General features: G+C 72.9%; 25 protein-coding genes. 9 read left to right on the top strand and 16 right to left on the bottom strand.

The window, feature by feature from the left end:
* Positions 1-30: 30 nt before the first annotated feature.
* Together ACCP09_RS34005 and ACCP09_RS34000 are read right to left on the bottom strand one after the other, a co-directional pair.
* A complete protein-coding gene (locus ACCP09_RS34005; protein ID WP_027931485.1) occupies positions 31-1,140 on the bottom strand; it encodes an NDMA-dependent alcohol dehydrogenase in 1,110 nt (369 codons plus the stop codon).
* 11 nt (positions 1,141-1,151) lie between these two features.
* Positions 1,152-2,651: an aldehyde dehydrogenase family protein gene (locus ACCP09_RS34000; RefSeq protein ID WP_433752856.1), complete on the bottom strand. Its 1,500-nt coding sequence runs from the start codon at positions 2,649-2,651 to the stop codon at positions 1,152-1,154.
* A gap of 114 nt (positions 2,652-2,765) precedes the next feature.
* On the opposite strand from ACCP09_RS34000, the gene ACCP09_RS33995 reads away from it, so the two are divergent.
* Together ACCP09_RS33995 and ACCP09_RS33990 are read left to right on the top strand one after the other, a co-directional pair.
* Positions 2,766-3,110, top strand: a complete 345-nt coding sequence (locus tag ACCP09_RS33995) for a DoxX family protein (RefSeq protein WP_378332823.1) — start codon at positions 2,766-2,768, stop codon at positions 3,108-3,110.
* A complete protein-coding gene (locus tag ACCP09_RS33990) occupies positions 3,107-3,424 on the top strand; it encodes a hypothetical protein (protein WP_433752854.1) in 318 nt (105 codons plus the stop codon). The genes ACCP09_RS33995 and ACCP09_RS33990 overlap by 4 nt, the downstream gene beginning before the upstream one ends.
* On the opposite strand, the gene ACCP09_RS33985 is transcribed toward ACCP09_RS33990, so the two are convergent.
* The 6 genes from ACCP09_RS33985 to ACCP09_RS33960 all read right to left on the bottom strand — a co-directional run bounded on the left by ACCP09_RS33985 (position 3,375) and on the right by ACCP09_RS33960 (position 11,457).
* On the bottom strand, positions 3,375-4,976 hold the full coding sequence (locus tag ACCP09_RS33985; protein ID WP_433752852.1) for a sigma-54-dependent Fis family transcriptional regulator: 1,602 nt from the start codon (positions 4,974-4,976) through the stop codon (positions 3,375-3,377). The genes ACCP09_RS33990 and ACCP09_RS33985 overlap by 50 nt on opposite strands.
* Before the next feature lie 421 nt (positions 4,977-5,397).
* Positions 5,398-8,220 carry an FAD-binding and (Fe-S)-binding domain-containing protein gene (locus ACCP09_RS33980; RefSeq protein ID WP_433752850.1) on the bottom strand — a complete coding sequence of 941 codons (2,823 nt, stop codon included), beginning with the start codon at positions 8,218-8,220 and terminating at the stop codon, positions 5,398-5,400.
* Positions 8,217-8,585, bottom strand: coding sequence for an FmdB family zinc ribbon protein (locus tag ACCP09_RS33975; protein WP_378362138.1), 369 nt, complete (start codon positions 8,583-8,585; stop codon positions 8,217-8,219). Before ACCP09_RS33975 ends, ACCP09_RS33980 begins: the two co-directional genes overlap by 4 nt.
* Positions 8,586-8,589: 4 nt before the next feature.
* On the bottom strand, positions 8,590-9,867 hold the full coding sequence (locus ACCP09_RS33970) for a hydroxyacid-oxoacid transhydrogenase (RefSeq protein WP_378362137.1): 1,278 nt from the start codon (positions 9,865-9,867) through the stop codon (positions 8,590-8,592).
* Positions 9,868-9,878: 11 nt separating this feature from the next.
* Positions 9,879-10,685 carry an N-acyl homoserine lactonase family protein gene (locus ACCP09_RS33965; protein WP_378332655.1) on the bottom strand — a complete coding sequence of 269 codons (807 nt, stop codon included), beginning with the start codon at positions 10,683-10,685 and terminating at the stop codon, positions 9,879-9,881.
* Positions 10,686-10,746: 61 nt separating this feature from the next.
* Complete coding sequence (locus ACCP09_RS33960) at positions 10,747-11,457, bottom strand: GntR family transcriptional regulator (RefSeq protein ID WP_027931492.1); 711 nt, start codon at positions 11,455-11,457, stop codon at positions 10,747-10,749.
* A 113-nt stretch (positions 11,458-11,570) separates the two neighbouring features.
* Between ACCP09_RS33960 and ACCP09_RS33955 the strand changes: the two genes are divergently transcribed.
* From ACCP09_RS33955 to ACCP09_RS33940, 4 genes are read left to right on the top strand one after another with little or no spacing between them, the layout of a single operon-like run.
* The gene (locus ACCP09_RS33955; RefSeq protein ID WP_027931493.1) at positions 11,571-12,074 is read left to right on the top strand and encodes a 2Fe-2S iron-sulfur cluster-binding protein; all 504 of its coding nucleotides are present in this window, start codon (positions 11,571-11,573) and stop codon (positions 12,072-12,074) included.
* On the top strand, positions 12,071-13,042 hold the full coding sequence (locus tag ACCP09_RS33950) for an FAD binding domain-containing protein (RefSeq protein ID WP_123683251.1): 972 nt from the start codon (positions 12,071-12,073) through the stop codon (positions 13,040-13,042). Before ACCP09_RS33955 ends, ACCP09_RS33950 begins: the two co-directional genes overlap by 4 nt.
* Positions 13,039-15,111, top strand: coding sequence for a xanthine dehydrogenase family protein molybdopterin-binding subunit (locus ACCP09_RS33945; protein ID WP_433752846.1), 2,073 nt, complete (start codon positions 13,039-13,041; stop codon positions 15,109-15,111). Before ACCP09_RS33950 ends, ACCP09_RS33945 begins: the two co-directional genes overlap by 4 nt.
* A gap of 30 nt (positions 15,112-15,141) precedes the next feature.
* Positions 15,142-16,278: an epoxide hydrolase family protein gene (locus ACCP09_RS33940; RefSeq protein WP_433752844.1), complete on the top strand. Its 1,137-nt coding sequence runs from the start codon at positions 15,142-15,144 to the stop codon at positions 16,276-16,278.
* Positions 16,279-17,026: 748 nt separating this feature from the next.
* On the opposite strand, the gene hisS is transcribed toward ACCP09_RS33940, so the two are convergent.
* Positions 17,027-18,313, bottom strand: a complete 1,287-nt coding sequence (gene hisS, locus ACCP09_RS33935) for a histidine--tRNA ligase (protein WP_378332660.1) — start codon at positions 18,311-18,313, stop codon at positions 17,027-17,029.
* A 251-nt stretch (positions 18,314-18,564) separates the two neighbouring features.
* Here hisS and ACCP09_RS33930 point away from each other — a divergent pair, with 251 nt between their 5' ends.
* A complete protein-coding gene (locus ACCP09_RS33930) occupies positions 18,565-19,110 on the top strand; it encodes a hypothetical protein (protein ID WP_433752842.1) in 546 nt (181 codons plus the stop codon).
* 56 nt (positions 19,111-19,166) lie between these two features.
* Here ACCP09_RS33930 and ACCP09_RS33925 read toward each other — a convergent pair whose 3' ends face one another.
* Both ACCP09_RS33925 and ACCP09_RS33920 read right to left on the bottom strand, forming a co-directional pair.
* Positions 19,167-19,829 carry an HAD family hydrolase gene (locus ACCP09_RS33925; RefSeq protein WP_433752840.1) on the bottom strand — a complete coding sequence of 221 codons (663 nt, stop codon included), beginning with the start codon at positions 19,827-19,829 and terminating at the stop codon, positions 19,167-19,169.
* A 38-nt stretch (positions 19,830-19,867) separates the two neighbouring features.
* Entirely contained in the window at positions 19,868-20,545 is a 678-nt protein-coding gene (locus ACCP09_RS33920) for a hypothetical protein (protein WP_123683257.1), read from the bottom strand.
* A gap of 131 nt (positions 20,546-20,676) precedes the next feature.
* Between ACCP09_RS33920 and ACCP09_RS33915 the strand changes: the two genes are divergently transcribed.
* Positions 20,677-21,753 carry a sensor histidine kinase gene (locus tag ACCP09_RS33915; RefSeq protein ID WP_433752838.1) on the top strand — a complete coding sequence of 359 codons (1,077 nt, stop codon included), beginning with the start codon at positions 20,677-20,679 and terminating at the stop codon, positions 21,751-21,753.
* On the top strand, positions 21,746-22,432 hold the full coding sequence (locus tag ACCP09_RS33910) for a response regulator (protein WP_378362123.1): 687 nt from the start codon (positions 21,746-21,748) through the stop codon (positions 22,430-22,432). The genes ACCP09_RS33915 and ACCP09_RS33910 overlap by 8 nt, the downstream gene beginning before the upstream one ends.
* On the opposite strand, the gene ACCP09_RS33905 is transcribed toward ACCP09_RS33910, so the two are convergent.
* The 5 genes from ACCP09_RS33905 to ACCP09_RS33885 are packed head-to-tail and all read right to left on the bottom strand — an operon-like array spanning position 22,395 to position 25,393.
* Entirely contained in the window at positions 22,395-22,796 is a 402-nt protein-coding gene (locus tag ACCP09_RS33905) for a hypothetical protein (RefSeq protein WP_148085686.1), read from the bottom strand. The two genes, ACCP09_RS33910 and ACCP09_RS33905, sit on opposite strands and share 38 nt — an antisense overlap.
* Positions 22,796-23,482 carry a class I SAM-dependent methyltransferase gene (locus ACCP09_RS33900; RefSeq protein WP_433752835.1) on the bottom strand — a complete coding sequence of 229 codons (687 nt, stop codon included), beginning with the start codon at positions 23,480-23,482 and terminating at the stop codon, positions 22,796-22,798. Before ACCP09_RS33900 ends, ACCP09_RS33905 begins: the two co-directional genes overlap by 1 nt.
* Positions 23,482-24,213, bottom strand: a complete 732-nt coding sequence (locus ACCP09_RS33895) for a DUF2071 domain-containing protein (protein ID WP_433752833.1) — start codon at positions 24,211-24,213, stop codon at positions 23,482-23,484. Before ACCP09_RS33895 ends, ACCP09_RS33900 begins: the two co-directional genes overlap by 1 nt.
* Positions 24,210-25,016 carry a hypothetical protein gene (locus tag ACCP09_RS33890; RefSeq protein WP_433752831.1) on the bottom strand — a complete coding sequence of 269 codons (807 nt, stop codon included), beginning with the start codon at positions 25,014-25,016 and terminating at the stop codon, positions 24,210-24,212. Before ACCP09_RS33890 ends, ACCP09_RS33895 begins: the two co-directional genes overlap by 4 nt.
* A complete protein-coding gene (locus ACCP09_RS33885) occupies positions 25,013-25,393 on the bottom strand; it encodes a DoxX-like family protein (RefSeq protein ID WP_228684853.1) in 381 nt (126 codons plus the stop codon). Before ACCP09_RS33885 ends, ACCP09_RS33890 begins: the two co-directional genes overlap by 4 nt.
* Positions 25,394-25,416 lie beyond the last annotated feature (23 nt).

The raw sequence follows: 25,416 nt of genomic DNA, 5'->3' as shown, positions 1-25,416 counted from the left end.
TTGCTTTTCGTTGCCGGCTTCCAGTCGGGGTTAGCCGTGGACGACTACGCCTCGGATGTTCTTGCCTGCCACCAGGTCCTCGTAGCCCTGGTTGACGTCCTCCAGGCGGTACCGGTTGGTGACCAGCTCGTCCAGCTTCAGCGTGCCCGCCTGGTAGAGGTCCAGCATCTTCAGGATGTCGCGCTGCGGGTTGCCGCTGCCGAAGAGGCTCCCCTTGATCGTCTTCTCCCACAGGGTGAGCACCGCGCCGGAGACGTGGATCGTCGCCTTCGCGGGGTCGGCCAGGCCGGTCACGACGACGACCCCGCCCTTGCCGACGACGTCGAACGCCGCCGACATCACCTCTTCGTCCACCACCCCGACCGTGACCAGCGCCTTGTCCGCGCCCTGCCCCCTGGTCAGCTCGGTGACCACCTCGTGCGCCTCCCCCGCCGTCGCGAAGGCGTGGGTGGCTCCCAGCTTCAGCGCGGTGTCCCGCTTGAACGCCAGCGGGTCGACCACCACGACGTTCTTCGCCCCCGCGTGCGCCGCGCCCTGCACCGAGTTTATGCCGATCCCGCCGATCCCGTAGATCACCACGGTTTCCCCCGGCCGCACGTCCCCCGCGTACACGGCCGTGCCCCACCCGGTCGGGACACCACAGCCGACGAGCACCGCGGTCTCCAGCGGCACGCTTTCGTCCACTTTGACCACCGAGTGCTGCGAAATGGTCGAGTACTCGGCGAAAGTGCCCAGCATGCACATCTGCCCGTAGTCGACCCCGCCCTTGTGGAACCGGAAACTGCCGTCCGGGAAGCTCCCCTCCAGGATCGTCGCACCCATGTCGCACAGGCTCTGGTGCCCGGTGGCGCAATAACGGCACGTGCCGCAGTTCGGGATGAACGAGCACACCACGTGGTCACCGGGCTTGACCTTCGTGACGCCCGGCCCGACCTCCTCGATGATCCCGGCACCCTCGTGCCCACCGACGATCGGGAACCGCGGCGGCAGATCTCCATCCGACAGGTGCAGGTCGGAGTGGCACAAGCCGGCCGCGACGTACCGGATCAGGACCTCGCCCTCCCGCGGGCCGTCCAGGTCCAGCTCGGTGATCTCGAACGGGGTCTTGAAGTCCGTGAGTACAGCTGCCTTGACCTTCATGCGGGTTCTCCTCAGAGCGCGACGTTGACGGCTTTGGTCTGGGTGTAGAGGTCGATGGCTTCGGCGCCGAGCTCGCGGCCCCAGCCGGACTGCTTGTACCCGCCGAACGGGATCGCGGTGTCGAAGCCGTTGTAGCAGTTGACCCACACCGAACCGGCCTTGATCTGCTTCGCCACCCGGTGCGCGCGCGAGATGTCCCGCGTCCAGATCCCCGCAGCCAGGCCGTATTCGGTGTTGTTCGCGGCCGCGGCGAGACCGTCCTCGGCGGAGAACGGGATCGCGGCCACGACCGGGCCGAAGATCTCCTCGCGCACCACGCTCATGTCGTCGCGCACGTCCACCAGCACGGTCGGCTCGACGTAGTACCCGGAGTCGCCGTGACGGCCGCCGCCGGTCAGGGCACGGGCGCCGTCCGCGATGCCCTGCCGCAGGTAGCTGGTGACCCGGTCGAGCTGCTCCTGCGACACGAGCGGGCCCAGCTGCGTCGTCGGGTCCAGGCCGGGACCGATCTTGACCTGGCTCGCGAACTCCGCGACGCCCTGGGTGAACTCCTCGAAGATCGACTCCTCGACGAACAACCGCGTGCCCGCCACACAGCACTGGCCGTGGTTGAACAACCAGGCGTTGGCCGAGCCGGGGATCGCGGCCTCCAGGTCGGCGTCGGCGAACACGATGTTGGGGCTCTTGCCGCCCAGCTCCAGCGACACCTTCTTCAGGTTGCCCTTGGCCGCGTCCACGATCTTCTTGCCCACCTCGGTGGAACCGGTGAACGCGACCTTGTCGACATCGTCGTGCGCGGCCAGCGCGGCGCCCGCGTCACCGAACCCGGTGAGGATGTTGACCACGCCGTCCGGGAACCCGGCTTCGCAGAACAGCTCGCCGAGCAGCAACGCCGTGAGCGGGGTCTGCTCGGCCGGCTTCAGGATGACGGTGTTGCCCGCCGCGAGCGCCGGCGCCAGCTTGAACGCCGCCATCACCAGCGGGAAGTTCCACGGGATGATCTGCGCGCACACGCCGACCGGTTCCCGCAGCGTGTAGGCGTGCCACTGGCTGCCCGGGATCCACGGCACCGACGGGGTGATCGTGCGGCCCTCGATCTTGGTCGCCCACCCGGCGTAGTAGTGGAAGATGTCGGCCGCCCAAGCGACGTCGACGCCCTGCGCGACCGCCACGGACTTGCCGTTGTCCAGCGCCTCCAGCTGCGCGAACTGCTCGGCGCGCTCCAGCAGCAGGTCGCCGATCCGCCAGATCAGCCGCTGCCGCTCGGACGGCGTGGTGCCGGACCACGGCCCGTCCTCGAACGCGCGCCGCGCCGCGGCCACCGCGCGGTCGACGTCCTCGGCGGCGCCGTGCGCCACCTCGGTGATCTTCTCCCCCGTGGCGGGGTCGAAGGTGGGGAACGTCCGGCCCGACGCCGCGTTCACCCACTGCCCGCCGATCAGCAGCTGCTTGGTCCCGGACACGAACTCCCGAACCTCCGGCCGCACGGTCTGCTCCGCTACCGCAGTCACACCAACCTCCTCGTCGTGGACATGGCGGTAATAGTGACCTGCGCAACAGCGGGCTAACCGTGTCAAGTTGACACAGTGACCTCACACCGCGCGGGGCTGCGTCGTCGGACCGGCATGGACATCGCGTTGTGGATCATCGCGGCCGCGCTGGCCGCCGTCTTCCTGGCCAGCGGGGCCGTCAAACTGGCGCAGCCAGCGGAAAAGCTGGCCGCCACCGGGCTCACCCTCGGCCTCGGCAAGACCATCGGAGTGCTGGAGGTGCTCGCCGCGGCCGGGCTGATCCTGCCCGCCGCGCTGGACATCGCGCCGGTGCTGTCGCCGCTCGCGGCCACCGGGCTGGTGCTGCTGATGGCCGGGGCGGTCGTGCTGCACGTCCGCCGCCGCGAAACGAAAGTCGTGGCGGTGCCCGTGGTGCTGCTCGTGCTGGCCGCCGTCGTGGCCTGGGGGTGGTTCGCGTGACCACGTTCGAGGACCGCGTCGAGATCGAGGCGCTGCGCGGCGAGTTCAAAGAACTCCCAGTGCGCCTGCAGCCGCTCGATGCCGGCGCGGATCTCGTCCGGTTCGGTGAAGTCGGCGACGGGCGGGATGCACCCGCGGCCGTCCGCCGTGAACAGGGACGCGAACCAGTCGTAGTCCCGCACCGGCGCACCCCGGACGGCCGGCGGTTCACCGAGCGCGTCTACGAGATGCGGTACGTCGACGAGACGGCGCTGCCCGGCAAGGTCAGCTCAACCCCAGGCTCCGCACCCGGCGGTGCAGCGTCGAGCGGCTGATGCCGAGCAGCTTCGCGGCGTGGGCCTTGTTGCCGCCGCAGTCCCGCAGCGCCGCGGCGATCGCGTCGTGTTCGAGCTGCTCGATCGGCGTGAGGTGACGTGCCCTCGGGCTGCCCTGGTAGGCCTCCGGCAGGTCACGCGGCAGCACGTCACCACACGCGCGGCCGGTCGCGACGTGCCGCAGCAGCGCCTTCAGCTCACGCAGGTTGCCCGGCCACGGCTGCGCGGCGAGCACCTCCAGCGTGCGGGGCACGAACCGGAGGGTCGAGCCAAGGTCGGCGAGCATCGCCGCGACCAGTGCGGGCAGTTCGTCCCGCCGGGAGCGGAGCGGGGCCAGCTCGCGGCGGGCGATGCAGCGGCTGGCGAGGTCCGCGGCGGGGCCGGTCAGCTCCGATGGCGGCGGGCCGGTGAACGCGAACCAGCCGCGGTCCATGGCGGCGCCGACCCGGGCGGCCGCCTCCGCGGGCAGCAGGGCGATGTTCTCGATCACCAGCAGCCCGGTGTGCGACGCGACGAGCTGGTCCAGGGTCGGGGCCCAGTGCTGGGCGTCCACGGCGTCGAGCACCGCCAGCGCCGACTCCCCCGCCAGCTCGCGGGCCACCGTCGAACGGCCGGTGCCGGGCTCGCCGCTGATGAGGACGTGCGTGCGTTGTTCGCGGTAGGTGGTGAAGTCCCGCTGCACCGGTCGCGGATTGGCGCGCCGCGGGATCGCTTGCACCGTCGGCGGTTCCAGCTCGAACAGCACGCCGGACGCGCCGGTGATGCGCTCGAAGGACACGTCGGCGACGCGACCGGAGGACAGCCGCACGCTGCGGGCCTGCCGGACGCCGAACGGGGCGTCCATGGCGAGCCCGCGGAGGACGGCGTGGTCCGCGGCGTCGAGCAGGTCGGTGGCGGCGGCGTTGGCGAGGACGACGTCGTCGCCCAGCACCAGGACCGGGCGCAGGCGGTTGAGGGCGGCGGCCTGGTAGGCGGCGAGCATGCGCTGCTCGGCCGCGCGGGAACCCTCCAGCAGGCGCTGCTCGATGTCGGCGACCGCGCGGCGCAGGAACGGGCCGAGCAGCGGGCTGGCGTGGTCGGCCGGGCAGGTGATGTCGAGGACGCCCTCCAGGCGGCGGGTCACCGGGTGCGTGATCGGGTGGCCGTAGCAGGCGAAGGCCTTGAAGCTGTCGATGAAGTGCTCGTGCCCGTGCACGGCGAGGCCCTGGCGCAGCTCGAACACGGTCGCGATCGAGTTGGTGCCGGTGTTCTCCTCGGTGAAGCGCCTGCCGGGGACGACGCCGAGCCGGTCGAGGGTGGATTCCAGCTGGTGCTCGCCGAACCGCCGGTCGACGATCCAGGCGTCGCGGTCGGCGAGGATGAGGCTGAACGCGGTGTCGGCGAGCTCGCGGGTGGCCTGGTCGAGGACGGGTTCGGCGGCGAGAACGAGCCTGCTGCGGCGGTCGATGTCCGCGACGGTGAGCCGGTCGACCGCGGCGTCCGGCCGGAGCCCGGACAGCTCCGCCCGGCGCCACGACTTGGCGATCTCGGGCCGCAACGCTGCGTTCTCCATCCTCGCCTCCCTTGGCGCCGATGCCCGAGCCACGTTAGCAATGGTTAACGCCGCAGGTCGAGCGCTTGCCCCCGTCCGGGGGTGCCGCTCAGACGCCGAGTGTGGACTCGCCGCGCCGACGTGGAACTCACCGCGAGGGCACCTCACGCGGGAGCGAAACCAGGGGTGCCGCTCCCCCGCCAGCGTGGAACTCACCGCGCCGAAAGTGGGACTCGCGCGCGGGAGCGTGGGACTCGCGCGCCGGAGCGTGGGACTCGCGCTCAGCCGCCTGGGTGTCCAGCACCCGGGCGAGCACCCACGCCCGCGCACCCTCCGAGCGCACCTCACCCGGGAAGCGAAACCAGGGGCACCGCTCCCCCGCCAGCGTGGAACTCGCCGCGCCGAACGTGGGACTCGCGCGCGGGAGCGCGCAACTCGCGGGTCAGCCGGGGTTGTCGAGCGCCCGCGCGAGTACCTGTGCCAGGTGCAGCGCCTGCCGTCCGGTGAGGTCGTCGATCTGGGTGCGGCAGCTGAAGCCGTCCGCGAGCACCATCGTGTCCGGGGACGCGGCCTCCACCTCGGGCACCAGCACCCGGTTCGCCGCGGCGACCGACACCTCGTAGTGCCCCTTTTCGACCCCGAAGTTGCCGGCCAGCCCGCAGCACCCCGAGTCCAGCGTCCGGTTCCGCACACCCACCCGGCGGAGCAACCGTTCGTCCGCCGCGTTGCCCATCACCGCGTGCTGGTGGCAGTGCTGCTGCGTGATCGCCGACGCCTCGACCTCCGGGAACTCCACGTCCGGCGCGTACTTCTCCAGGAACTCCGCCAGCGTGAACGCCTGCGACGGCAGCCCGTGCAGCTCGGAGTCGTCCAGCAGCTCCCGCGAGTCGTGCCGGAACACCGCCAGGCAGCTCGGCTCCAGGCCCACGATCGGCGTCCCCGCCTCCAGTTCCGGCCGCAGCACCCGCAACGTCCGCCGCAGCACGCGGCGCGCCACGCCGAGCTGCCCGGTCGAGATCCAGGTCAGCCCGCAGCACACCGACGACGACGGCAGCACCACGTCGAACCCGGCGTGCTCCAGCACCCGCACCGCGTCGTGGCCGACCTCGGGCGACAGGAAGTTCGTGAACGTGTCCGGCCACAACACCACCCGCGGCCGCCCCCGCTCCCGCGCCCGGAACCCGCGGCGGAACGTCCGCGGCGCGAACCGCGGCAGCGACCGCTCCGGCGTGATCCCGCCGGCCTTCTTCACCAGCCCGGACAACCGCCCGCCCAGCACGCGGTTCGCCAGCCGCGGCGCGCCCGACGCCAGCCGCGCCAGCACCGGCAGGAACCCGAGCGTGTAGTGGCTCGCCGGGCGCAGCCGCCCCGCGTAGTGCTGGTGCAGGAACTCCGCCTTGTACGACGCCATGTCCACGTTGACCGGGCAGTCCGACAGACAACCCTTGCACGCCAGGCACAGGTCCAGCGCCTCCAGCACCTCGCCGGAGCGCCAGCCGTCGGTGACCGTCTCGCCGCGCATCATCTCGAACAACAGCCGCGACCGCCCGCGCGTCGAATGCTCCTCGCGCCCGGTGACCATGTAGCTCGGGCACATCACGCCGGACGACTTGTCGACACACGCCCCGACGCCGACGCACCGCCGCGTCGCGGTCGCCAGGCTGCCCCCGTCGTGCGGGTACTTCAACGTCACCGGCAACGACCGCACCGGGCCGTCGAACCGCAGGTCCGCGTCCAGCTTCCGGGGCCGCACCAGGTTGCCCGGGTTGAGCAGGTCGTCGGGGTCCCAGATCGCCTTGAACCGCTCGAACAGCGCCAGGATCTCCGGCGGGTACATCCGCGACAGCAGCTCCGCCCGCGCCTGCCCGTCGCCGTGCTCGCCGGACAGCGACCCGCCGTGCCGCACCACCAGGTCCGCCGCGTCCTCCATGAACGCCCGGAACTGCCGCCTGCCCTCCTCGCTGGTCAGGCCGAAGTTGATGCGCACGTGCACGCACCCCTCGCCGAAGTGTCCATAAGGGACACCGCGCAGCCCGTACTTCCCCAGCAGGGCGCGGAAATCCCGCAGGTACGCGCCGAGGTTCGCGGGCGGCACCGCGGAGTCCTCCCACCCCGGCCAGGCCTCGGAACCGTCCGCCATGCGGGTCACGATCCCGGCCGCGGCCTCGCGCACCGACCACAGCACCCGCTGGTCCGCCGGCCGCGTCTCCACGACCGTCGCCGCGCCGGTGTCCCGTTCCAGGGCCGCCGCGACTTCGGCAGCCCGCGCCGCCGCCTCCGCCGGGTCCGCTCCCCCGACCTCGACGAACAACCAGCCGCGCCCCGCCGGCAGCAGGTCGACAGCCGGGTGCGACCGGCGCATCAACAGGGAGTCGATGAGGTCGCGGCCCATGCCCTCGACGGTCAACGGCTTCAGCGGCAGCACCGACGGCACCGCGTCGGCGGCCGCGATGTCGTCCACGTAGCCCGCCACGACCAGCGCGCGGGCCGCGGGCGCGGGCACCAGCCGCACGGTGATCTCGGTCAGCAGCACGCAGGTGCCCTCGGTGCCGACCAGCGCGCGGACCAGGTTCGTCCCGTTCTCCGGGAGCAACTGGTCCAGGGCGTACCCCGACACGCGCCGCGGGATCGACGGGAACGACGTGCGCAGCAGCGCCAGGTTGTCCAGCGCGAGCTGCTTCGACTGGGCGACCCGCGGATCGTCCGGCAGCGACGGGCCGATCGCCAGCCGCGTCCCGTCCGCGGTCAGCACGTCCAGCGCCACCACGTTGTCCGCGGTCCGCCCCCACGCCACCGAGTGCGAGCCGCACGCGTCGTTGCCCACCATGCCGCCGATCGTGCAGCGGCTGTGGGTCGACGGGTCCGGCCCGAACGTCAGCCCGTGCGGAGCGGCAGCCGCCCGCAACGCGTCCAGCACCACGCCGGGCTGCACGCGCGCGGTCCGCGCCTCCGGGTCGATCTCCAGGACCCGGTTCAGGTGCCTGCTGTAGTCGATTACGACACCTTCGCCGAGCGCCTGCCCGCCGATGCTCGTTCCGGCGCCGCGCGCGGTGATGGGGATCCGGAACTTCCGGCACAGCCGGACCGTCGTCTCCAGATCCTCCACAGTGGACGGGAACACGACGGCCAGCGGCACGTGCCGGTAGTTCGACGCGTCCATGCTGTAGGTCGCGCGTGCCGTCGTGCCGGACTCGACCTCACCGGTGAGCGCGTGGCCCAGCTCCGCGAGGAACCGGGCCACGCGCTCGTCCGCGACCACCGTCATGAAGCCGATTCCCCCGGCACCGGGTCGCCTGCCCGCAGTGGCGCGGCGGCGAAGCGCCCCTCGTGGGCGAGCACCGGACGGCGGTCACCGGCCAGCTCCGGGTACTTCTGCTCGAGCTTCTCCCGCCGGGTCATCTGCTGGTGCCAGTGCCGCACCGTTTCCCGGTCGCCGTTGCGGGTGCCGCGCCAGCTCTTCGGCGCGTCGTCCCGGCTGGGCCCGGCCGAGGCGACCCCGCCGAGCCGCACCGCGGACGGCAGGCGGCGCGGCGACGAACCGCACGCACAGCTCGGCGGCGGGCTGGCGGACGAGGGCACGAGCGCCTCGAACCGGTTCCCGCAGTCGCACGCGTAGTCGTAGATGGGCATCCGATCACCAGTTCTCGATCGACTGGGCGAAGATCGCCTCCAGGTCCTCGGCGCGGACCGGCCGCGGCGAGATGGTCAGCAGCCGCTCCTGCTTGAGGGTGCCCTCGACCAGGTCGCCGATGTCGCCCTCGTCGTAGCCGACGCCGCCGATCCCGTTGGGCGTGCCGATGTCGCGCATCAGCGAGGACAACACGAACGGCAGCTGGTCCACCGCGTCGCGCTGCTTCGGCGCGTGCGGGTCGAGGATCCGCGCGGCCCGCAGGTGCTTCTCCGGGTTCGTCGGGAAGGTGAACCGGAACGCCGCGGGCGCGGTCAGCGACACCGACTCGCCGTGCGGGACCATCGCCTCGTCCTGCGGGTAGTTCTTCGGCCGGTACTCCTTGACGCGCCCGGCGATCGGGTACGCGCAGGCGTGCGGGATGTGCACGCCCGCGTTGCCGAACCCCATGCCGGCGAAGGTCGCGGCCAGCATCATGTCCGTGCGCGCCGCGAGGTCGCCGCCGCCCAGCACGGCCTTGCGGAACGAGCGGGCCAGCAGGGTCAGCGCCTGCTCGGTCCAGGCGTCCGAGATCGGGTTCGACCCGCAGTAGGCGACCCGGGTGTCCGCGCGGTGCCGCGGGAAGGAGTCGAACGGCTTGGCCGTGTAGGACTCCAGCGCGTGGCACAGCACGTCCATCCCGCTGGCCGCGGTCACCTCGGGCGGCATGCTCAGCGTCAACAGCGGGTCGACCACCGCCATCGACGGCCGCAGCCGCGGGTGGCTGATGCCGGACTTCACCTTCAGGTCGAGGAAGTCCATGATGCACACCGGCGTCGTCTCCGACCCGGTGCCCGCCGTGGTCGGCACCGCGACCAGCGGCTTCAGCGGCCCGGCGGGCGCCTTGCCCTGCCCGATCGGCTTGTTGACGTAGTCGTAGAGGTCGGCCGGGTAGGTGGTCATCAGGTTGATGGCCTTGGCGGTGTCGATCGACGAGCCGCCGCCGACCGCGATGAACCCGTCCCACTCGGACTGCTTCGCGAAGTCCACCGCGGCCTGGATGCTGACGTCGGTCGGTTCGACGTGCACCTGGTCGTAGACCTCGACGGTCAGCCCGCCCGCCTTGGCCGCGTCGGCGACCCGCTGCGGCACGCCGGTCGCGGCGACGCCCGGGTCGGTGACGATGAGGACCCGTTCCGCGCCCATCTGCGCGAGGTCCCAGCCGATCTCGTCGACGGCGCCGGCGCCGAACTTCAGCGGCGTCGCGCCCCAGGTGAAGACGGTCTCGTTGAGGTATTCGGTCATGCCCGTGCCTTTCAGCCGAAGTACCCGTCGGGGGCGAACGGGAGCTTGGCGGCCTGCTCCGGGTCGTGCCCGAAGATCACCTCCGCGTTCGTCTCCTCGGCGATGCGCCGCAGCTTCTCCACCGACTCCAGCCAGCGCACGCTGTCCCAGACGATCGCGGCGCCGATGGCAGGCGGGCCCCAGCTCTCGCCGAGGTAGACCGCGTCGGAGGTGAAGATCTTGGTGCCCGCCTCCGGCAGGTCCACCCGCAATGACATCGTCCCCCAGGTGTGGCCCGGTGTCTCGATGACGCTGACGCCCGGCGCGATTTCGGCGTCACCGGAGACGAGTTCGTAGTCGATGCCCTCGTAGTCGGCCTTGAGGTGCGCGCCCTTGAACGGCCCGTCGATGCCGAGCGCACCCTCGTGCTCGTTCGCGTTGACGATGATCCGGGTCTTGCCGTTGTCGAAGAGCTTCGCGTTGGCGGCGTGGTCGAAGTGCAGGTGGGACAGCACCAGCACGTCGATGTCGTCCGGCGTCAGCTCCAGCGCGGCCAGCGAGTCCTGCAGGTAGGTGGTGCCCTCCTGAACGGGGAAGAACTCCTGCAGCCCGGTGGGCGCCCAGCGGGTCTCCCAGTCCTGCGGAACGCCCGTGTCCCACAGGATGCGCCCGTCCGGGTGCTCGATGAGCACCGCGTGGGTCGGGCACGTCGTCCACACCGCTTCCTTGCGGGTGTTCGAACGGTCGGTGATGGTCGCACCCGGCTTGAGCAGCAGCCAGGTCTGGTCGCATTCCATGGTTCCGGTCTTGAGCAGGTGAACCTTGCTCGGTGCCGTCATCTGCGCCTCCTTGCGCGTCAGGACAGAGCCGAGCACAGAGTGGCATGTAGCATGCTACTCGTCAACGACGGGGGTAGCCGGTCCACTCCAACGAGACCGGCGGGACCGGATCACCGCTGGCCGCGGCCTCCTGGCCGATCAGCAGCCGGGCCGTGTTGAGCAGGTGCGCGCGCATGGACTCGGCGGCTTCGTCGGCCTTGCCCGCTTCGATGAGCGCGAAGATCTCCTCGTGCTCGGCGAGGATGTCGGACAGGCTGCGGGAGGTGTCGACGGTCGAGGCGCCGCGCAGCAGGACCATGTCGCGCAGCGAGTCGATGTAGCGGGCGAGCCGCACGTTGCCGGACGCCTCGTTGATGACCTCGTGGAAGCGCCGGTCGGCGGCCATGAAGGTGGTCTCGTCGCGTTTCTCCGCGGCGGCGCGCATCACCTTGAGCTGGGCGGCCAGCTCCTTGACCCACGCGGCGGTCCGCTGCGTGACGGCGCGGTGGGTCGCCGGGACCTCCAGCAGCAGCCGGATCGCGAAGACCTCCTCCAGATCGTGCAGCGACGTCTGGAGGATGCGCACCCCGCGGTTGCGCTCGAACCGCACCATGCCGCGCTCGGCCAGCTGGATCAGCGCCTCCCGCACCGGCGTCCGGGACACGCCGAGCCGCTCCGCGAGGTCGTGCACCGAGTACAGGCTGCCCGCGACGAGCTCGCCGTTGACGATGGCGCTCTTCAGCTCGTCGAGAATCTTCCCGGCGAGGTTGGCGTCGTTCCCGATCTGCCGCATCCGGGCATTTTCCCACGGCGGCGGGGTCCCGGCGGCGCCGCTTCGGCACTGCGCGGCGCGCCGGGAACGCGGTCGCCGGTTTCGCCGCTGTCCCGCCGGGTACGCCCCACGTCATGGACGCGGAGATCACCTTGCGTGTCGACGGCGCCACCCACCAGCTGACGCTCGACAGCCGCACCACCCTCCTGGACGCCCTGCGCGAACGCCTCGGCGTCACCAGCCCCAAGAAGGGCTGCGACCACGGCCAGTGCGGGGCCTGCACGGTCCTGGTCGGCGGCCGCCGGATCCTGTCCTGCCTGTCGCTGGCCGTCGCGCAGGACGGGGCCGAGGTCACGACCGCCGCGGGGCTCGCTCCGGACGGTGAGCTGCACCCGGTGCAGCGCGCGTTCCTGGAGCACGACGGGTTCCAGTGCGGCTACTGCACGCCGGGCCAGATCTGCTCCGCGGTCGGCGCGCTGGACGAGGTCAAGCAGGGCTGGCCGAGCCACGCGACCCCGGCGGTCAGCGAGCGTCCCGCACTGACCCGCGCCGAGATCGCCGAGCGGATGAGCGGCAACCTGTGCCGGTGCGCCGCCTACGACGGCATCGTCAGCGCGATCGAGGAGGCGGCCGGATGAAGCCGTTCACCTACGACTCCCCCGCCGACGCGGACACCGCCGTCCGAACCGTCGCCGCCGACCCGTCCGCCGTGTTCCTCGCCGGCGGCACGAACCTCGTCGACCACCTCAAGCTCGGCGTCGCCCGCCCTGGCCGGCTCGTCGACGTCACCCACCTGACCTCCACCGAAATCACCGAGCGCGACGGCCTCCTGTCGATCGGCGCCGGGGTGCGCAACAGCGACCTGGCCGCCGACCCGCGGATCCGGTCGCGCTACCCGGTGCTCGCCGAATCGCTGCTCGCCGGCGCGTCCGGGCAGCTGCGCAACATGGCCACCACCGGCGGGAACCCGTTGCAGCGCACGCGGTGCGCGTACTTCCAGGACGTCACCACCCCGTGCAACAAGCGCGAGCCCGGCTCCGGCTGCTCCGCGATCGGCGGCTACACCCGCTACCACGCGATCCTCGGCGCGTCCGAGCACTGCGTCGCGACGCACCCGTCCGACCTGGCGGTCGCGCTGGCCGCGCTGGACGCCGAGGTGTCCGTGCTCGGACCGGACGGCGAGCGCACGATCCCGTTCACCGAGCTGCACCGCCTGCCCGGCGACACCCCGGAGCGGGACACCGTGCTGGCGCACGGCGACCTGATCACCTCGATCGACCTGCCCGCGCCGCCGGCCGGGAAGCAGCGCTACCGGAAGGTCCGCGACCGCGCCTCCTACGCGTTCGCGCTGGTGTCGGTGGCGGCGGTGCTGGCCGTGGAGGACGGCACGATCGTCGACGCGCGCATCGCGTTCGGCGGGGTCGCGCACAAACCGTGGCGCGCCTGGCAGGCCGAGGACGTGCTGCGCGGCGCGCCGGCCACCGAGGCTACGTTCCGCGCCGCGGCCGAGGAGGAGCTGGCGCAGGCGCGGCCGTTGCCCGGCAACGAGTTCAAGGTCCCGCTGCTGACCCGCACCCTGGTTTCCGTGCTCCGGGAGCTGTCATGACCGCGATCGGCGAACCGCTGGTGCGGCGGGACGGCACACGCAAGGTCACCGGCACCGCCACGTACGCCTACGAGACGCCGGCCGGCACGCCGGTGTTCTGCCACCCCGTGCAGGCCACCGTGGCGCGCGGCCGGATCGCCGCGATCCACACCGCCGAGGCCGAGGTGCTCGACGGTGTGCTGGACGTCATCACCTACCGCAGCGCCGAGCGGCTGGCGTCCACAGCGGACGCCGAACTGGCCGTGCTGCAGGACCGCGAGGTCGCCTTCCGCGGCCAGGTGATCGGGCTGGTGGTCGCGGAGACCTCGGAGGTCGCGCGGCACGGCGCCGAGCTGGTGTTCGCGACCTACGACGAGCGCGAGCACGACACCGAACTGTCCGCGGATCGCGACGACCTGTACAAACCGGAGAAGGTCAACCCGGCGTTCCCCACGGACACCGCGGCCGGGGACGTCGACCGGGCGATGGCGTCCGCCGACGTGACGGTCGAGCAGACCTACCGCACCGCGATGTACCACAACAACCCGCTGGAGCCGCACGCGACGACGGCCTTGTGGGACAACGACGTCCTGACGCTGTGGGACTCGACGCAGGGCGTGCACCCGTCGCGCAAGGCCACCGCGAAGGTGTTCGGCCTGCCCGAGGAACGGGTGCGGGTGGTGTGCCCGTACGTGGGCGGCGGGTTCGGGTCGAAGGGCCTGCCGCACGCGAACGTGGTGCTGGCCGCGATGGCCGCGCGGGCCTACCCGGGACGGCCGGTGAAGCTCGCGCTGACGCGGCAGCAGATGTTCTCGCTCGCCGGGTACCGGACGCCGACGATCCAGAAGATGCGGCTCGGCGCGACGCGGGCCGGCAGGCTGACCGCGATCGGGCTCGACGTGGTCGAGCAGACCTCGCGCATCAAGGAGTTCGCGGAGCAGACCGCGTTGCCCTCGCGCATGATGTACGCCGCGCCGAACCGGCGCACCACGCACCGGCTGGCCGCGCTGGACGTGCCGGTGCCGTCGTGGATGCGCGCGCCCGGCGAGTGCCCCGGCATGTTCGGGCCCGAGGTGGCGATGGACGAGCTGGCCTACGAGCTGGGCATCGACCCGGTCGAGCTGCGGATCCGCAACGAGCCGGAAGTGGACCCGGAGTCGGGCAACCCGTTCTCCAGCAGGCACCTGGTGGACTGCCTGCGCGAGGGCGCCCGGCGGTTCGGCTGGGACTCGCGCGACCCGCACCCGGGCGTGCGGCTGGAGGACGGCTGGCTGGTCGGCACCGGAGTCGCGGCGTCGGTGTACCCGTCGTCGACGCGGCCGGGGTCGACCGCGGTGGTGCGGTTCGAGGGCGGCCGGTACGCCGTGGAGATCGGCGCGGCCGACCTGGGGACCGGCGCGTGGACGGTGCTGCCGCAGATCGCCGCGGAGGCGTTGGAGGTGCCGGTCGAGGAGATCGACATGCGGCTCGGCGACACCGCGTACCCGGAGGCGGCGGTGGCCGGCGGTTCGGCAGGCACGGCGACCTGGGGTTCGGCGGTGTTCGAGGCGGCGCGCACGTTCCGCGACAAGTACGGCCGCGACCCGGCCGAGGGCGCCGAGGCGGACGCGACGACCGGGGACAACCCGGCTCGCAAGGAGTACGCGATGTACGCGTTCGGCGCGCAGTTCGCCGAGGCGCGGGTGCACGCGGACACCGGTGAGATCCGAGTGCCGCGGCTGCTCGGGGTGTTCGCCGCGGGCCGGATCGTCAACCCGCGGACCGCGCGGTCGCAGTTCCTCGGCGGCATGACGATGGGACTGTCGATGGCGCTGCACGAGGAGAGCGTGTGGGACCCGCGGTTCGGGCAGGTGGTCAACCACGACCTGGCCGAGTACCACATCGCGGTGAACGCCGACGTCGACGACGTCCAGGCGCACTGGCTCGACGAGCGCGACCCGCACGTGAACCCGCTCGGGGTCAAGGGGATCGGCGAGATCGGGATCGTGGGCACGGCCGCGGCGGTGGCGAACGCGGTGTTCCACGCGACCGGGGCGCGGATCCGGGACCTGCCGATCACGCTCGACAAGGTGCTGCCCGCGCTGCCGTGAATTGTCGGTGGGTCTCGTTATGGTCGGCGCGTGGAGAATTTTCGGATCGCTGTCGATGACCGTGAACTGGCGGACCTGAGGGACCGCCTGGCGCGCACGCGCTGGCCGGACGCCGAGACGGTGGACGACTGGTCGCAGGGGGTGCCGCTGGAGTACCTGCGGTCGCTGTGCGCGTACTGGGCGGACGGGTACGACTGGCGCGCGTTCGAGAAGCGGGTCAACGCGCTGCCGCAGTACCGGACGACGATCGACGGCGTGGGCATCCACTTCGCGCACGTGCGCTCGCCGCACCCCGGCGCGTTGCCGCTGGTGCTGACCAACGGGTGGCCGGGGTCGATCGTGGAGTACCTGGACGTGATCGGGCCGCTGACCGACCCGGTCGCCCACGGTGGGTCGGCCGCGGACGCGTTCCACGTGGTGCTGCCGACGCTGCCCGGCTACGGCTTCAGCGACAAGCCCACCTCGCCCGGCTGGGGTGTGCAGCGGATCGCCGATGCGTGGGCCTCGCTGATGGCCTCGCTGGGGTATACGCGGTACGGGGCGCACGGCAGCGACTGGGGCAACAGCATCACCACCGCGATGGGGCAGCAGCACCCGGACGTGCTGGCCGGGATCCACGTGCAGCCCCCGATCGCGGCGCCCGATCCGGCGACGTTTTCCGATCTGTCACCGCGGGAACGGGAGGCGCTGGACGCGCTGGCCGAGGCGGAGTCGCGGGAGTCGGGCTACTCGGCGGAGCAGTCGACGAAACCGCAGACCGTCGGGTACGGGTTGGTGGACTCGCCGGTGGCGTTGTGCGCGTGGATCGTGGAGAAGTACCACTCGTGGGTGGACACGGGCAGCGTGCTGACGCGCGACCAGCTGCTCGACAACGTGAGCGTGTACTGGTTCACCCGCAGCGGCGCGTCATCGGCGCGGTTGTACTGGGAGAGCTTCAAGCAGGTGTCGGAGTGGTTCAGCAGGTCCACTTCGGACACGGTCCCGGTGCCGACGGGGTGCTCGGTTTTCCCGCGTGAGGTGCCGCGCCCGTCCCGCCGCTGGGCAGCGCGCCGGTACACCGACATCCGCTACTGGAACGAACCCGAGCGCGGCGGCCACTTCGCGGCGCTCGAAGAGCCGGAGGTGTGGGTGGAGGAGATCCGGAACTTCTTCCGCCTGGTGCGCTGATCGGGAGAGATCGCCACCCGCTTCCAAGCGGCGCGGCGATGCGCTTGCCCGCCGCGTGTCGCCGGCCGCGCGCCCTCAGCCCGGGAGGCTCGCACCCCTGTCAGCCACGTTCACGGCGGCACCGCCCCGGCGAACCAGCAGCCGCTCCCGTCGGCGCGGCGATGCGCTTGCCCGCCGCGTATCGCCGGGCCGCGCGCCCTCAGCCCGGGAGGCCTGAACCCCTGTCAGCCACGTTCACGGCGGCACCGCCCCGGCGAACCAGCAGCCGCTCCCGTCGGCGCGCGCCGCCGCGCCGACAGCCTCCGGCAAACCCTGGCCGGCGCGCACCTGGCCCTACCCACCGGCACTGCCCCGGCAACCGCCCCCACGAGTGGGGCGCCACACCCACCAGCCGCCCGCGAGCCCCACCCTCCCGGCACGGCACAGGTCGCAACTGGGTCGAGTCCACGGCGCCACTGCCCCGGCAACCAGCAACCGCGCCCGCCGGGGGCGCCGCGCCCCATCGACCAGCCTCCGGCAAACCCCCACCGGCGCTCACCCAGCCCTCTCGCCACGACAGAGTCACCCGTTGCCGTTGGGGGCGCGTCGTCGCGTTGAGGTTTGGTCGCTGCTGGTGTGTGGGCGCGTCGGCGACGGGCGTGGAGTCAGGGCGAGCCTGGACGAGCTGCCGTTCGGGGCGTCGCCGCACAGAGGCTCGGCGCCGAGAACGCCCCCGGCGAGTCTGCTGGGAGCGTTCTCCGGCGAGTCGTTATCGCTGCAGGTGCGCGGGCACCTCGTCGACCGGGACGCGGGTCTGCTCGCCCGAGGTCATGTCCCGCACCGTCACCTCGCCGGCCTCCTGCTCGGCCGGGCCGTAGATCAGGACCGTGCGCGCCCGCTGGTCGTTCGCCCACTTCAACTGGCGCGCGAGCTTGCCGGACGTGCCCAGGTAGACGCCCGTGCGCAGGCCCTGCGCGCGCAGCCGGTTCGCCAGCCGCAGCACCTCGTCCTCCGCGCCGAGCACGGTGAGCGCCACGTCCAGGCCACCGGCCTCGGCGTCGGCCGCGGCCTGTCCGGCGAGGATCCGCTCCAGGCCGATCGACCCGCCGCACGCGGGCATGTCCGGGCCGCCGAGCTTCGCGACCAGCCCGTCGTAGCGGCCGCCGGACGAGATCGACCCCGGGTAGCCGGCGGCGGTGACCTCGAAGATCGGGCCCGTGTAGTAGTCCAGGCCGCGCACCATCCGCGGCGTGAACACGACCCGCCCGGACGGCAGCCCCGCGGTCAGCTCCACGAGCTTGTCGACCTCGGCGAGGCCGGCGCGGCCGCGCTCGGTGGTGTCGAGCTGCTTGCGGATGCGGTCGGTGTCGGTGGCGACGACGTCCCCGACCAGGCTCTCCGCGGTCTCGGCCGCCAGGCCGCGATCGGCCAGCTCGGCGATCACCGCGTCCGGGGTCGCCTTGTCCAGCTTGTCGAGGCTGCCGAGCACCTTCGTGCCCGCCTCCTCGGGGATGCCGTAGGCCTCCAGCAGGCCGTGCAGCGCCTGGCGGCTGTTGACCAGGAAACGGAAGTCCGCGACGCCCAGCGCGGTCAGCGCGTCGTTGATCGCCCACAGCGTCTCGGCGTCGGCGAGCGGGGACGACGAGCCGACGGTGTCGATGTCGCACTGCACGAACTCGCGGAACCGGCCCTGCGCGGGGCGGTCGGCGCGCCACACCGGGCCGATGGCGTAGCGCTTGTAGGGCGAGGGCAGTTTGCTGCCGTAGGTGCCCATCACCCGGGCGAGCGGCACGGTGTGGTCGTAGCGCAGCGCCAGGTCGGCCTCGCCGCTGGCCTCGTGCACCCCGCGCTTGAGGATCTTGAAGATCAGGGCGGACGCGTCGTCGCCGAGCTTGCCCGCGAACACCTCGAGGCGTTCGAAGGCCGGGGTCTCCAGGGGGTCGAAGCCGTAGCGCTCGAAGACCGCGCTGACGGTGTCGAACGCCGCCTTCCGGCGACGCACGTCGTCGGCCAGGAAGTCGCGGGTACCTGAAGGTGGCTCGGCGGCCTTCGCCATGAATCGGTCCTTTGCTGGTCGGGTGCGCCTGCCATTGTCCCGCGCCGGTGCGGGCGGGTGCGCACTACCCCTGGACAGACGGAAGCCCCGGCCCGCCGAGGGGGAGGTGGGCCGAGGCTTCCTGCTCCGTCCGACGGCACCCCTGCGCGTCCACCGGACTTGCGACTCCGCGGGCTGACTACCCCGGTCGCCGGGCGGTAAACCACGGATCCGGAAAAAACTCCGGCGGTGTCCGGAGGCGGTCTGGGAGTGTGCGGCAGCGTGCGGATCTCATCGACGCGCTGCCGCCGGGCGAGGACCTCGTGGTCACGCGGGACGGCAAGGTGATCGCGACGATCTCCAGCACGGGCGGCGCGCCCCGGTCGGCGGCAGAGATCGCCGACGACGTCACGGTGGTCGCCACGGCCATGCGGTTGTCGGAGTCGGCGCGGGGGAAGCTGTCGGCCGAGCTCGGCGCCGACTACATCGTGATCGACATGCACGCGGCACCGGCGACGGCGGACGTGCTGCTGGTGCCGCCGGTGAGCCCGCAGCTGATCGGCGATCTTCGCCGGTCGTTCCCGAAGGCGCGGGTGGTGGTGGCCGAGATCGACGACGCGGAGCTCGGCGTGAGCTACCAGGGCCCCGTCCGGCGCTTGCTCGACGCCGGCGCCACGACCTACCTGCCGTCGACGACCATCCCGCACCTGGCGAAGCAGCTCGACCGGACGGTCACCCACGAACGCCAGCTCACGGGCGGTGCCCCGGCACGACTGGAGATCGACGCCTCCCCGCGGCCGCCGCACGATGCGGAGTGACCTGGCCAGGACAACCCACCTGACTCCCCAACGTGCCCGCGCACCTGCAGCGGTGATCAGCGCGGCGAGGCTCCGAACGGCAGCTCGTCCAGGCTCGCCCGGAGTTCGCGCAGGTCGGTGAACGTCCGGGCGGCGCCGGCGTCCGTGAGCTCCGCCGCGGAGAACCCGCCGGTGAGCAGCCCGACGCACGGCAGGCCGATGCGGCGCGCGGCGACGCAGTCCCACACCGAGTCGCCGATCACCACGGCCTCCTCGCCCCGCACCTTCTCCAGCGCGACCTCCAGCAGGTCCGGCTCCGGTTTGGTGGCCTCGACGTCCTTCGAGCTGGTCCAGTCGGCCGCCAGCTCGCGGCCGTCGATGAGGTCGAGGTAGTGGTCGACGTGGTCGGGTTTGCCGGAGCTGGCGAGCACCACGCGGTAGCCGGCGGCGTCGGCGGCCTGGAGCAGCTCGTGGGCGCCGTCGAGCGCGCACACCTCGGGCAGCATCCCGTCGACCAGTTCCTTCCACTTCGCCCGGACGTCGTCGCCGCAGGAGTCCTCGACCTCCTGCCCGGCGACCTCGGGCACCAGCTGGTCACCGCCCATGCCGATGGCGCGGTGCAGGCGCCACACGGGCACCGTCACGCCGTGCCCGCGGAAGGCGCGGAACCACGCGAGCGCGTGGTGGTAGTTGGTGTCCACCAGCGTGCCGTCCACATCGAGCACGAGAACCTTGGCCATGCCCGGCAGATTGCCCACGGCGCCGGGCCGGGAAACGCTCACCCGAGGGTGCTGACGTAAGCGAGCAGGCCCACCACCGGCACCGCGACGGCCACCAGCCGGAAATCCGGCCGCGGCGCGGTGCGGAGCAGGCGCAGCCCCTCGGGCACGAGTGCCACGGCCACGCCCGCCACCGCCACGACGGACAGCACGGTCGTCCCCTTGAGCACCCCGAGCGGCATGGCCGCCATCGCCACCAGCCCTACCGCCTGGACCGGGTGCAGCACGCGCGCCCGCCAGGCGGCGAACGCGAGCACCGGCCAGCCGAGCAGGATCGTGAACGACAGGTAGCTGAACAGGTGCGCATCGCCGTAGGCGTCGGCGACGAACGCGGTGGCGAACCCGGCCCCGCGGTGGCGGGCCAGCGCGAGGGCGGCCTGGTCGAACCCGGCGTGGAAGACCCGCGCGAACAGCCCGGTCACGACGAGGACCGCGGCCAAGGCGCCCGGCCCGGACCTGACCCGCGCGCTGAGCGCGAGCACCGCCGGGCACAGCAGGAGCGTCCCGGCGAGCACGCAGGTGTAGGCGGCGCTCATCCGGCCGGGGTGGTCGGCGGCCGCGGCGAGCTGGTGCGGGAAGAAGAACGGGACCGGGAGGCGCAACAGCATCCCGGTGAGCAACAGCAGCGGGGCGGCGATCATCGCCAGGCCGGCGATCCAGCGCGGTTCACGAGTCATGCGGCGAACCTGCCAGTGTCCGGAACGCGGCGGATCGCACCACGGCGGACACTCCGGCCGCGGACATCAGACCCTGGTATGACCGCCGTGGACGGACGCGGCGGGCGCCGCACCCGGATATCGTGCGACGGATGAGCCCTTCGCCGTGGCGTTCACGCGCCGCCGCCGCGCTGCCGGCCGTGCTCCTGATCGCGGTGGACGTCGCCGTCGGCGGGAACCTGCTGCGCGACGACACCGGCTGGCGGCTGGGCGGCTCGGTGGCCATGGCGGTCGTGATCGGGCTGGCGGTGCTGGTGCGGCGGCGGTGGCCAGTCCCGGTGCTGGTGTTCGTGCTGGCCGTGTCGGCGGCGGCCGCGTTCCTCGGCGTGCTCTGGGACCCCTTCGCGGGAGCTGCGCTGGTGCTGCACGTCGTCGCGCTCGGCCGGGACCGGCTGCTGCCCCTGCTGGGCGCGTCCGCGGTCGCCGCGGTCGCGGGTTTCGCGGCCTGGTGGTACGTCCTCGGCGTGCCGTTGCTGGTCGCGGCGTGGGCGGCCGGGCGGGCGGCACACGCGCACCGGGCCCAGGCCGAGCAGCTGGAACTGCAGCGGCAGCACCAGATCCGCACCGACGAGCGCCTGCGGATCGCCCGGGAACTGCACGACGTCGTCACCCACGGGATGGGCCTGATCGCGGTGAAGGCGGGCGTGGCCAACCACGTGGCGGAGTCCCGGCCGGACGAAGCCCGCGAAGCGCTCCGGATCATCGAGGAGACCAGTCGCGAAGCGCTCGGTGAGATGCGGCGGTTGCTGAGCGCGCTGCGAGAGGACGCCGAGCCGCCGGGCGAACTGGCGGATCTGCCACGGCTGGCGGAACGGGCGGCGTCCGCGGGGGTCGCGGTGGAGCTGGACGTCGACGTGGCGGACCTGCCGCGGCCGGTGGAGCTGGCGGCGTTCCGGATCGTGCAGGAGGCGGTCACGAACGTGGTGAAGCACGCCGCTCCCGCGCGGTGCCGGGTGGTGGTGCGGGCACACGCCGGCGAGGTGCGGATCGAGGTCACCGACGACGGCGCCCGGTCACCCGGGCCGGTACGGCCGGGCCACGGCATCGTGGGCATGTCCGAACGGGCCGCGCTGTACGGCGGTGAGCTGACCGCGGAACCGTTGCCGCACGGCGGTTTCCGTGTCGCGGCCCGGCTGCGGTGCGCGCCGGCGGAGGTGCCCGTTGCCTGAGCCGCTGCGGGTGGTGATCGCCGACGACCAGGCGCTGCTGCGCGGCAGTTTCCGGTTGCTGGTGGACAGCGAACCGGACATGACGGTGGTCGGCGAGGCGGCGACCGGCGCGGAGGCGGTCGAGGTCGTGCAGGCAACGCGGCCCGACGTGGTGCTGATGGACGTACGGATGCCGGGCATGGACGGCATCGCGGCGACGCGGCTGCTCACCGAGCGGATGCCGTCGGCGCGGGTTCTGATCCTCACGATGTTCGACCTGGACGCGCACGTCTTCGACGCGCTGCGGGCGGGCGCGGCCGGTTTCCTGCTGAAGGACACCCGGCCCGCGGACCTGTGCGCCGCCATCCGGGTGGTCGCGTCCGGCGAAGCGCTGCTGGCGCCCGCCGTCACCCGCCGGCTGATCGCCGAGTTCGCCCGGACGACCGGCTCCCGCCCGGCCCTGAGCCGCGAACTCGACGTCCTCACGCCGCGGGAGACCGAGGTGCTGACGCTGATCGCACACGGGTTGTCGAACACCGAACTCGCCGAGCGCCTGCACCTCTCCCTGGCGACGGTGAAGACCTACATCGGGCGGCTGCTGGCGAAACTGCACGCGCGGGACCGCGCGCAGCTGGTGGTCCTCGCCTACGAGACCGGGCTCGTCACCGCGTCAGGAGGGCGGTCAGCGGGACCGCGGTGAGCCACGCCCAGCCGCCGAGGCCGACCACGTGCGCGGCCCGCCAGGCGAGCGGCGCGGCCCGCACCACGCGGCCGACCACCACCAGCTCGCACAGCCACCGCGCGCCCCAGAACACGGTCTGCGCCGCCAGCACGGTCGCGGCCAGCGCGCCCGGCGCGAGCAGCTCGTCCACCGGCCACAGCAGCGCGCCGAGCACCACGCAGGTCAGCCCGACGAAACCGGTGTGCAGGCCGACCACGAGCCGGGACATCGGGCTGACCGCGACGAGGTCGGCGGGCCACCCGAGCAGCCGCGGCAGCGCGAGGTGCGCGAGCCCCAGCACGATCGCGACCACACCGGCCAGGCGCATCTGCAGTTCCAGCATCACGCCGCCTCGAACGCCGTCGCGGTGACCAGCGGCGTCCGCCGCACCCGGGCGACACACGCGAGGCCAGCCCGTGTCGCGACGCGCTCCCATTCCGCGCGCGGGTAGAAGTGCCACGCGCCCGGCCCGAACGCCAGCACGTTCGGCAGGTCCCGGTGGTGCTCCACCAGCACCAGCCGGCCACCGGGCCGCAGCACGCGGCGCGCTTCGCGGAACAACGCCTCCCGCCCGGCCGGGGTGCGCAGCTCGTGCGCGGCGAGCACCGCCAGCACGACGTCGACCGCGCCGCTCGCCAACGGGAGCGCCTCCGGCCGCACCGGGACCGCCCTCGCCGGGTAGCGCCGACGAGCCCGCCGGATCGACGCCTCGACCGGGCCGCGTGGATCCAGCACGTCCAGCACCACGCCGGCGGACTCCGGCAGCAGGGCGGGCAGCGTCGCCGACACCTCGTCGAACCCGGCGGTGATCAGCATGTGCCGGTGGACCCGCGCGGGCAGCACCGGCCGCAGCCACGTCCAACGGTAGAGGCCGGAGAGGTCGTAGACCCACCACGACGCGGCCAGGCTCGCGACCGTGAACCACGCCGCCCCGGCCCGCGCCGGTTTCGGCAGCGGCGCCGCGGCGGCCACCGCGCCGGCGAGCACCTTCGGCCAGTTGAACGCCAGGACCTGCGCGACCCCGCGCATCACCGGAGCTCACCCCGGTGCCAGCCGTAGTCCACATCGGACACGTGGAACGCGTTGGCCAGCACGGCCCCGTCGAACCGGTTCAGAAAGGCGACGTGGTGCCGCGCGATGCCGACGGGTTCGGGCCGCCAGGTGCTGCGGAACGCCTTGACCACCACGATGCCCTCCTCGTCCGGTGAGAACGTGTACGGCAGCGGCCCGGCGAAGCGCCGCGCGTCGGCCGGGGTCGCGAACACCCCGTCCCACAACGGTTCCCGCTCGCCGAGATCGGCGGTGACGTCGAGGTCGCCCTGCCCGTCCCGCGACCGCACGGTGAACCTGAGCATGGCCTCCTGCCGCGACACCCGGGCCGCGCTGCGGTGGTAGTGGTAGCCGGTGAGGACGTTCCCGCCGAGCGCGAGCAGGGCGCGGTCGGTGTCGCTGCGCAGGATCCGCAAGCCGCGCATGGTCTTCCCGCCCGGGGTGCGCAGCCGGGCGAGGACCCGGTAGCCGGTCATCACCGAGCGGAATCCGAGCGGCGCGGGCAGGATCGACGGCCGCAGGTGCCGCAGCGCGACCAGGGCGACGGCCACGAAGGCGTGCTCGGCGCCGTCCGGGCCGGTGTAGGTGTCCAGGGTCAGCGGTTCCGGCAGCAGCGGCGCGACCTGCGCCGGATCGACGGCGTAGGTGAGGACGAGCGAGTGGTCGAACCTGGTGCGCATGGGCAGGGGATGCCGGTTCAGCGCGGTCATGGACACCTCCGTACTTCGACCACGCCCCAGAGCATCGATCGGTCCGGCGGGCCGGGATCCTCGCCGGGACGTGGTTCGCGGAACGAGCGGGACACCACCACTCCCCCGGGCCGCAGGGCGTGCCGCACGGCCGCGGCGAGCCGGGCCGCGTAACCCGCGTCGGGGCCGTCGAGGACGTTCGACAGGGAGATGCCGTCGTAGCAGCCGCGGGGCGCCTGTTCGAGGTGCTCGGCGACGTCGGCGTGGACGAGCGTGGCGGCGGCGCGGGTGTCGCGGATGAGTTCGTCGCGGCCGGCGAGCAGGCGCCACGCCCACGGGTTGTCCGCCGGGGCGTGTGCGAGGCCCCGGCGGAGGCGGGCGAGCAGCACGCGGTCGAGGCGCGGCGGGATCGCGTGCCGGAACGCGGGCAGCAGGAGGCCCAGCGGCGCGAGCCCGGCCGCGAGCAGGCCCTGGAGGCGGCGGGATTCCAGCAGCGCGACGGGATCACCGTCGCGGAGGACCTCGTCGACGCGTCGCCAGCGGGGATCGAGCGCCCGGAGGGCGGCGCGCCCGGCCGTGAGCAGGCGTTCGGCCCGGCCGGTGGTCGCGGGGGCGCCGGCGAGGCGGTCCCGGCAGTAGGCCAGTTGTGTGGGGTTGATGTCGACGGCGGTGACCTCGTACCCGGCGCGCGCGAGGGCGGACACGGTCTCCCCGGCGGCCGCGATCGCGAGGACGCGCCCGCGGGGCAGGACGCGGAGTTCGACGTCCGGATCCTCGTAGCCCCAGCCGAACAGCAGGCCCCGCCGGCCCGCCCACGGGTTCACCGGTGCCGCCGGAGTGCGACGAGCCAGGCCAGGACGAGCAGGACGACGTTGTGCAGCACCAGGTTCAGCGGTTCGGCGATGTGCCCGCCGCCGAAGGCGAGGCCGCCGGCGTTGAACCCGGCGAGCAGCGCGGTCTGCACGGCCGCGGCGGTGCGCGGCGCCCAGCCGGTCAGGACCCATCCGCCGAGGGCGACCTCGGCGAGGCCGATCAGCACCAGCACCACCGCGGCGGCCCCGCCGAGCACCGGCACGGATTCGACGATCGCCCGCTCGTCCGGCCGGGCGCCCAGCACCTTGGCGACGAGACCTTCGTAGATCCACACGGCGGCCACCGCCCCCGGCGGCACCCATCGGGCCGCCCACTCCCCCACGCGCACGGGTCGACTCTAGATCTCGCTCG

This window comes from Amycolatopsis sp. 3B14 (assembly GCF_050958625.1).
Taxonomy (GTDB): Bacteria; Actinomycetota; Actinomycetes; order Mycobacteriales; family Pseudonocardiaceae; genus Amycolatopsis_E; species Amycolatopsis_E thermoflava.
This window is presented reverse-complemented; position numbering and strand designations above follow the sequence as displayed.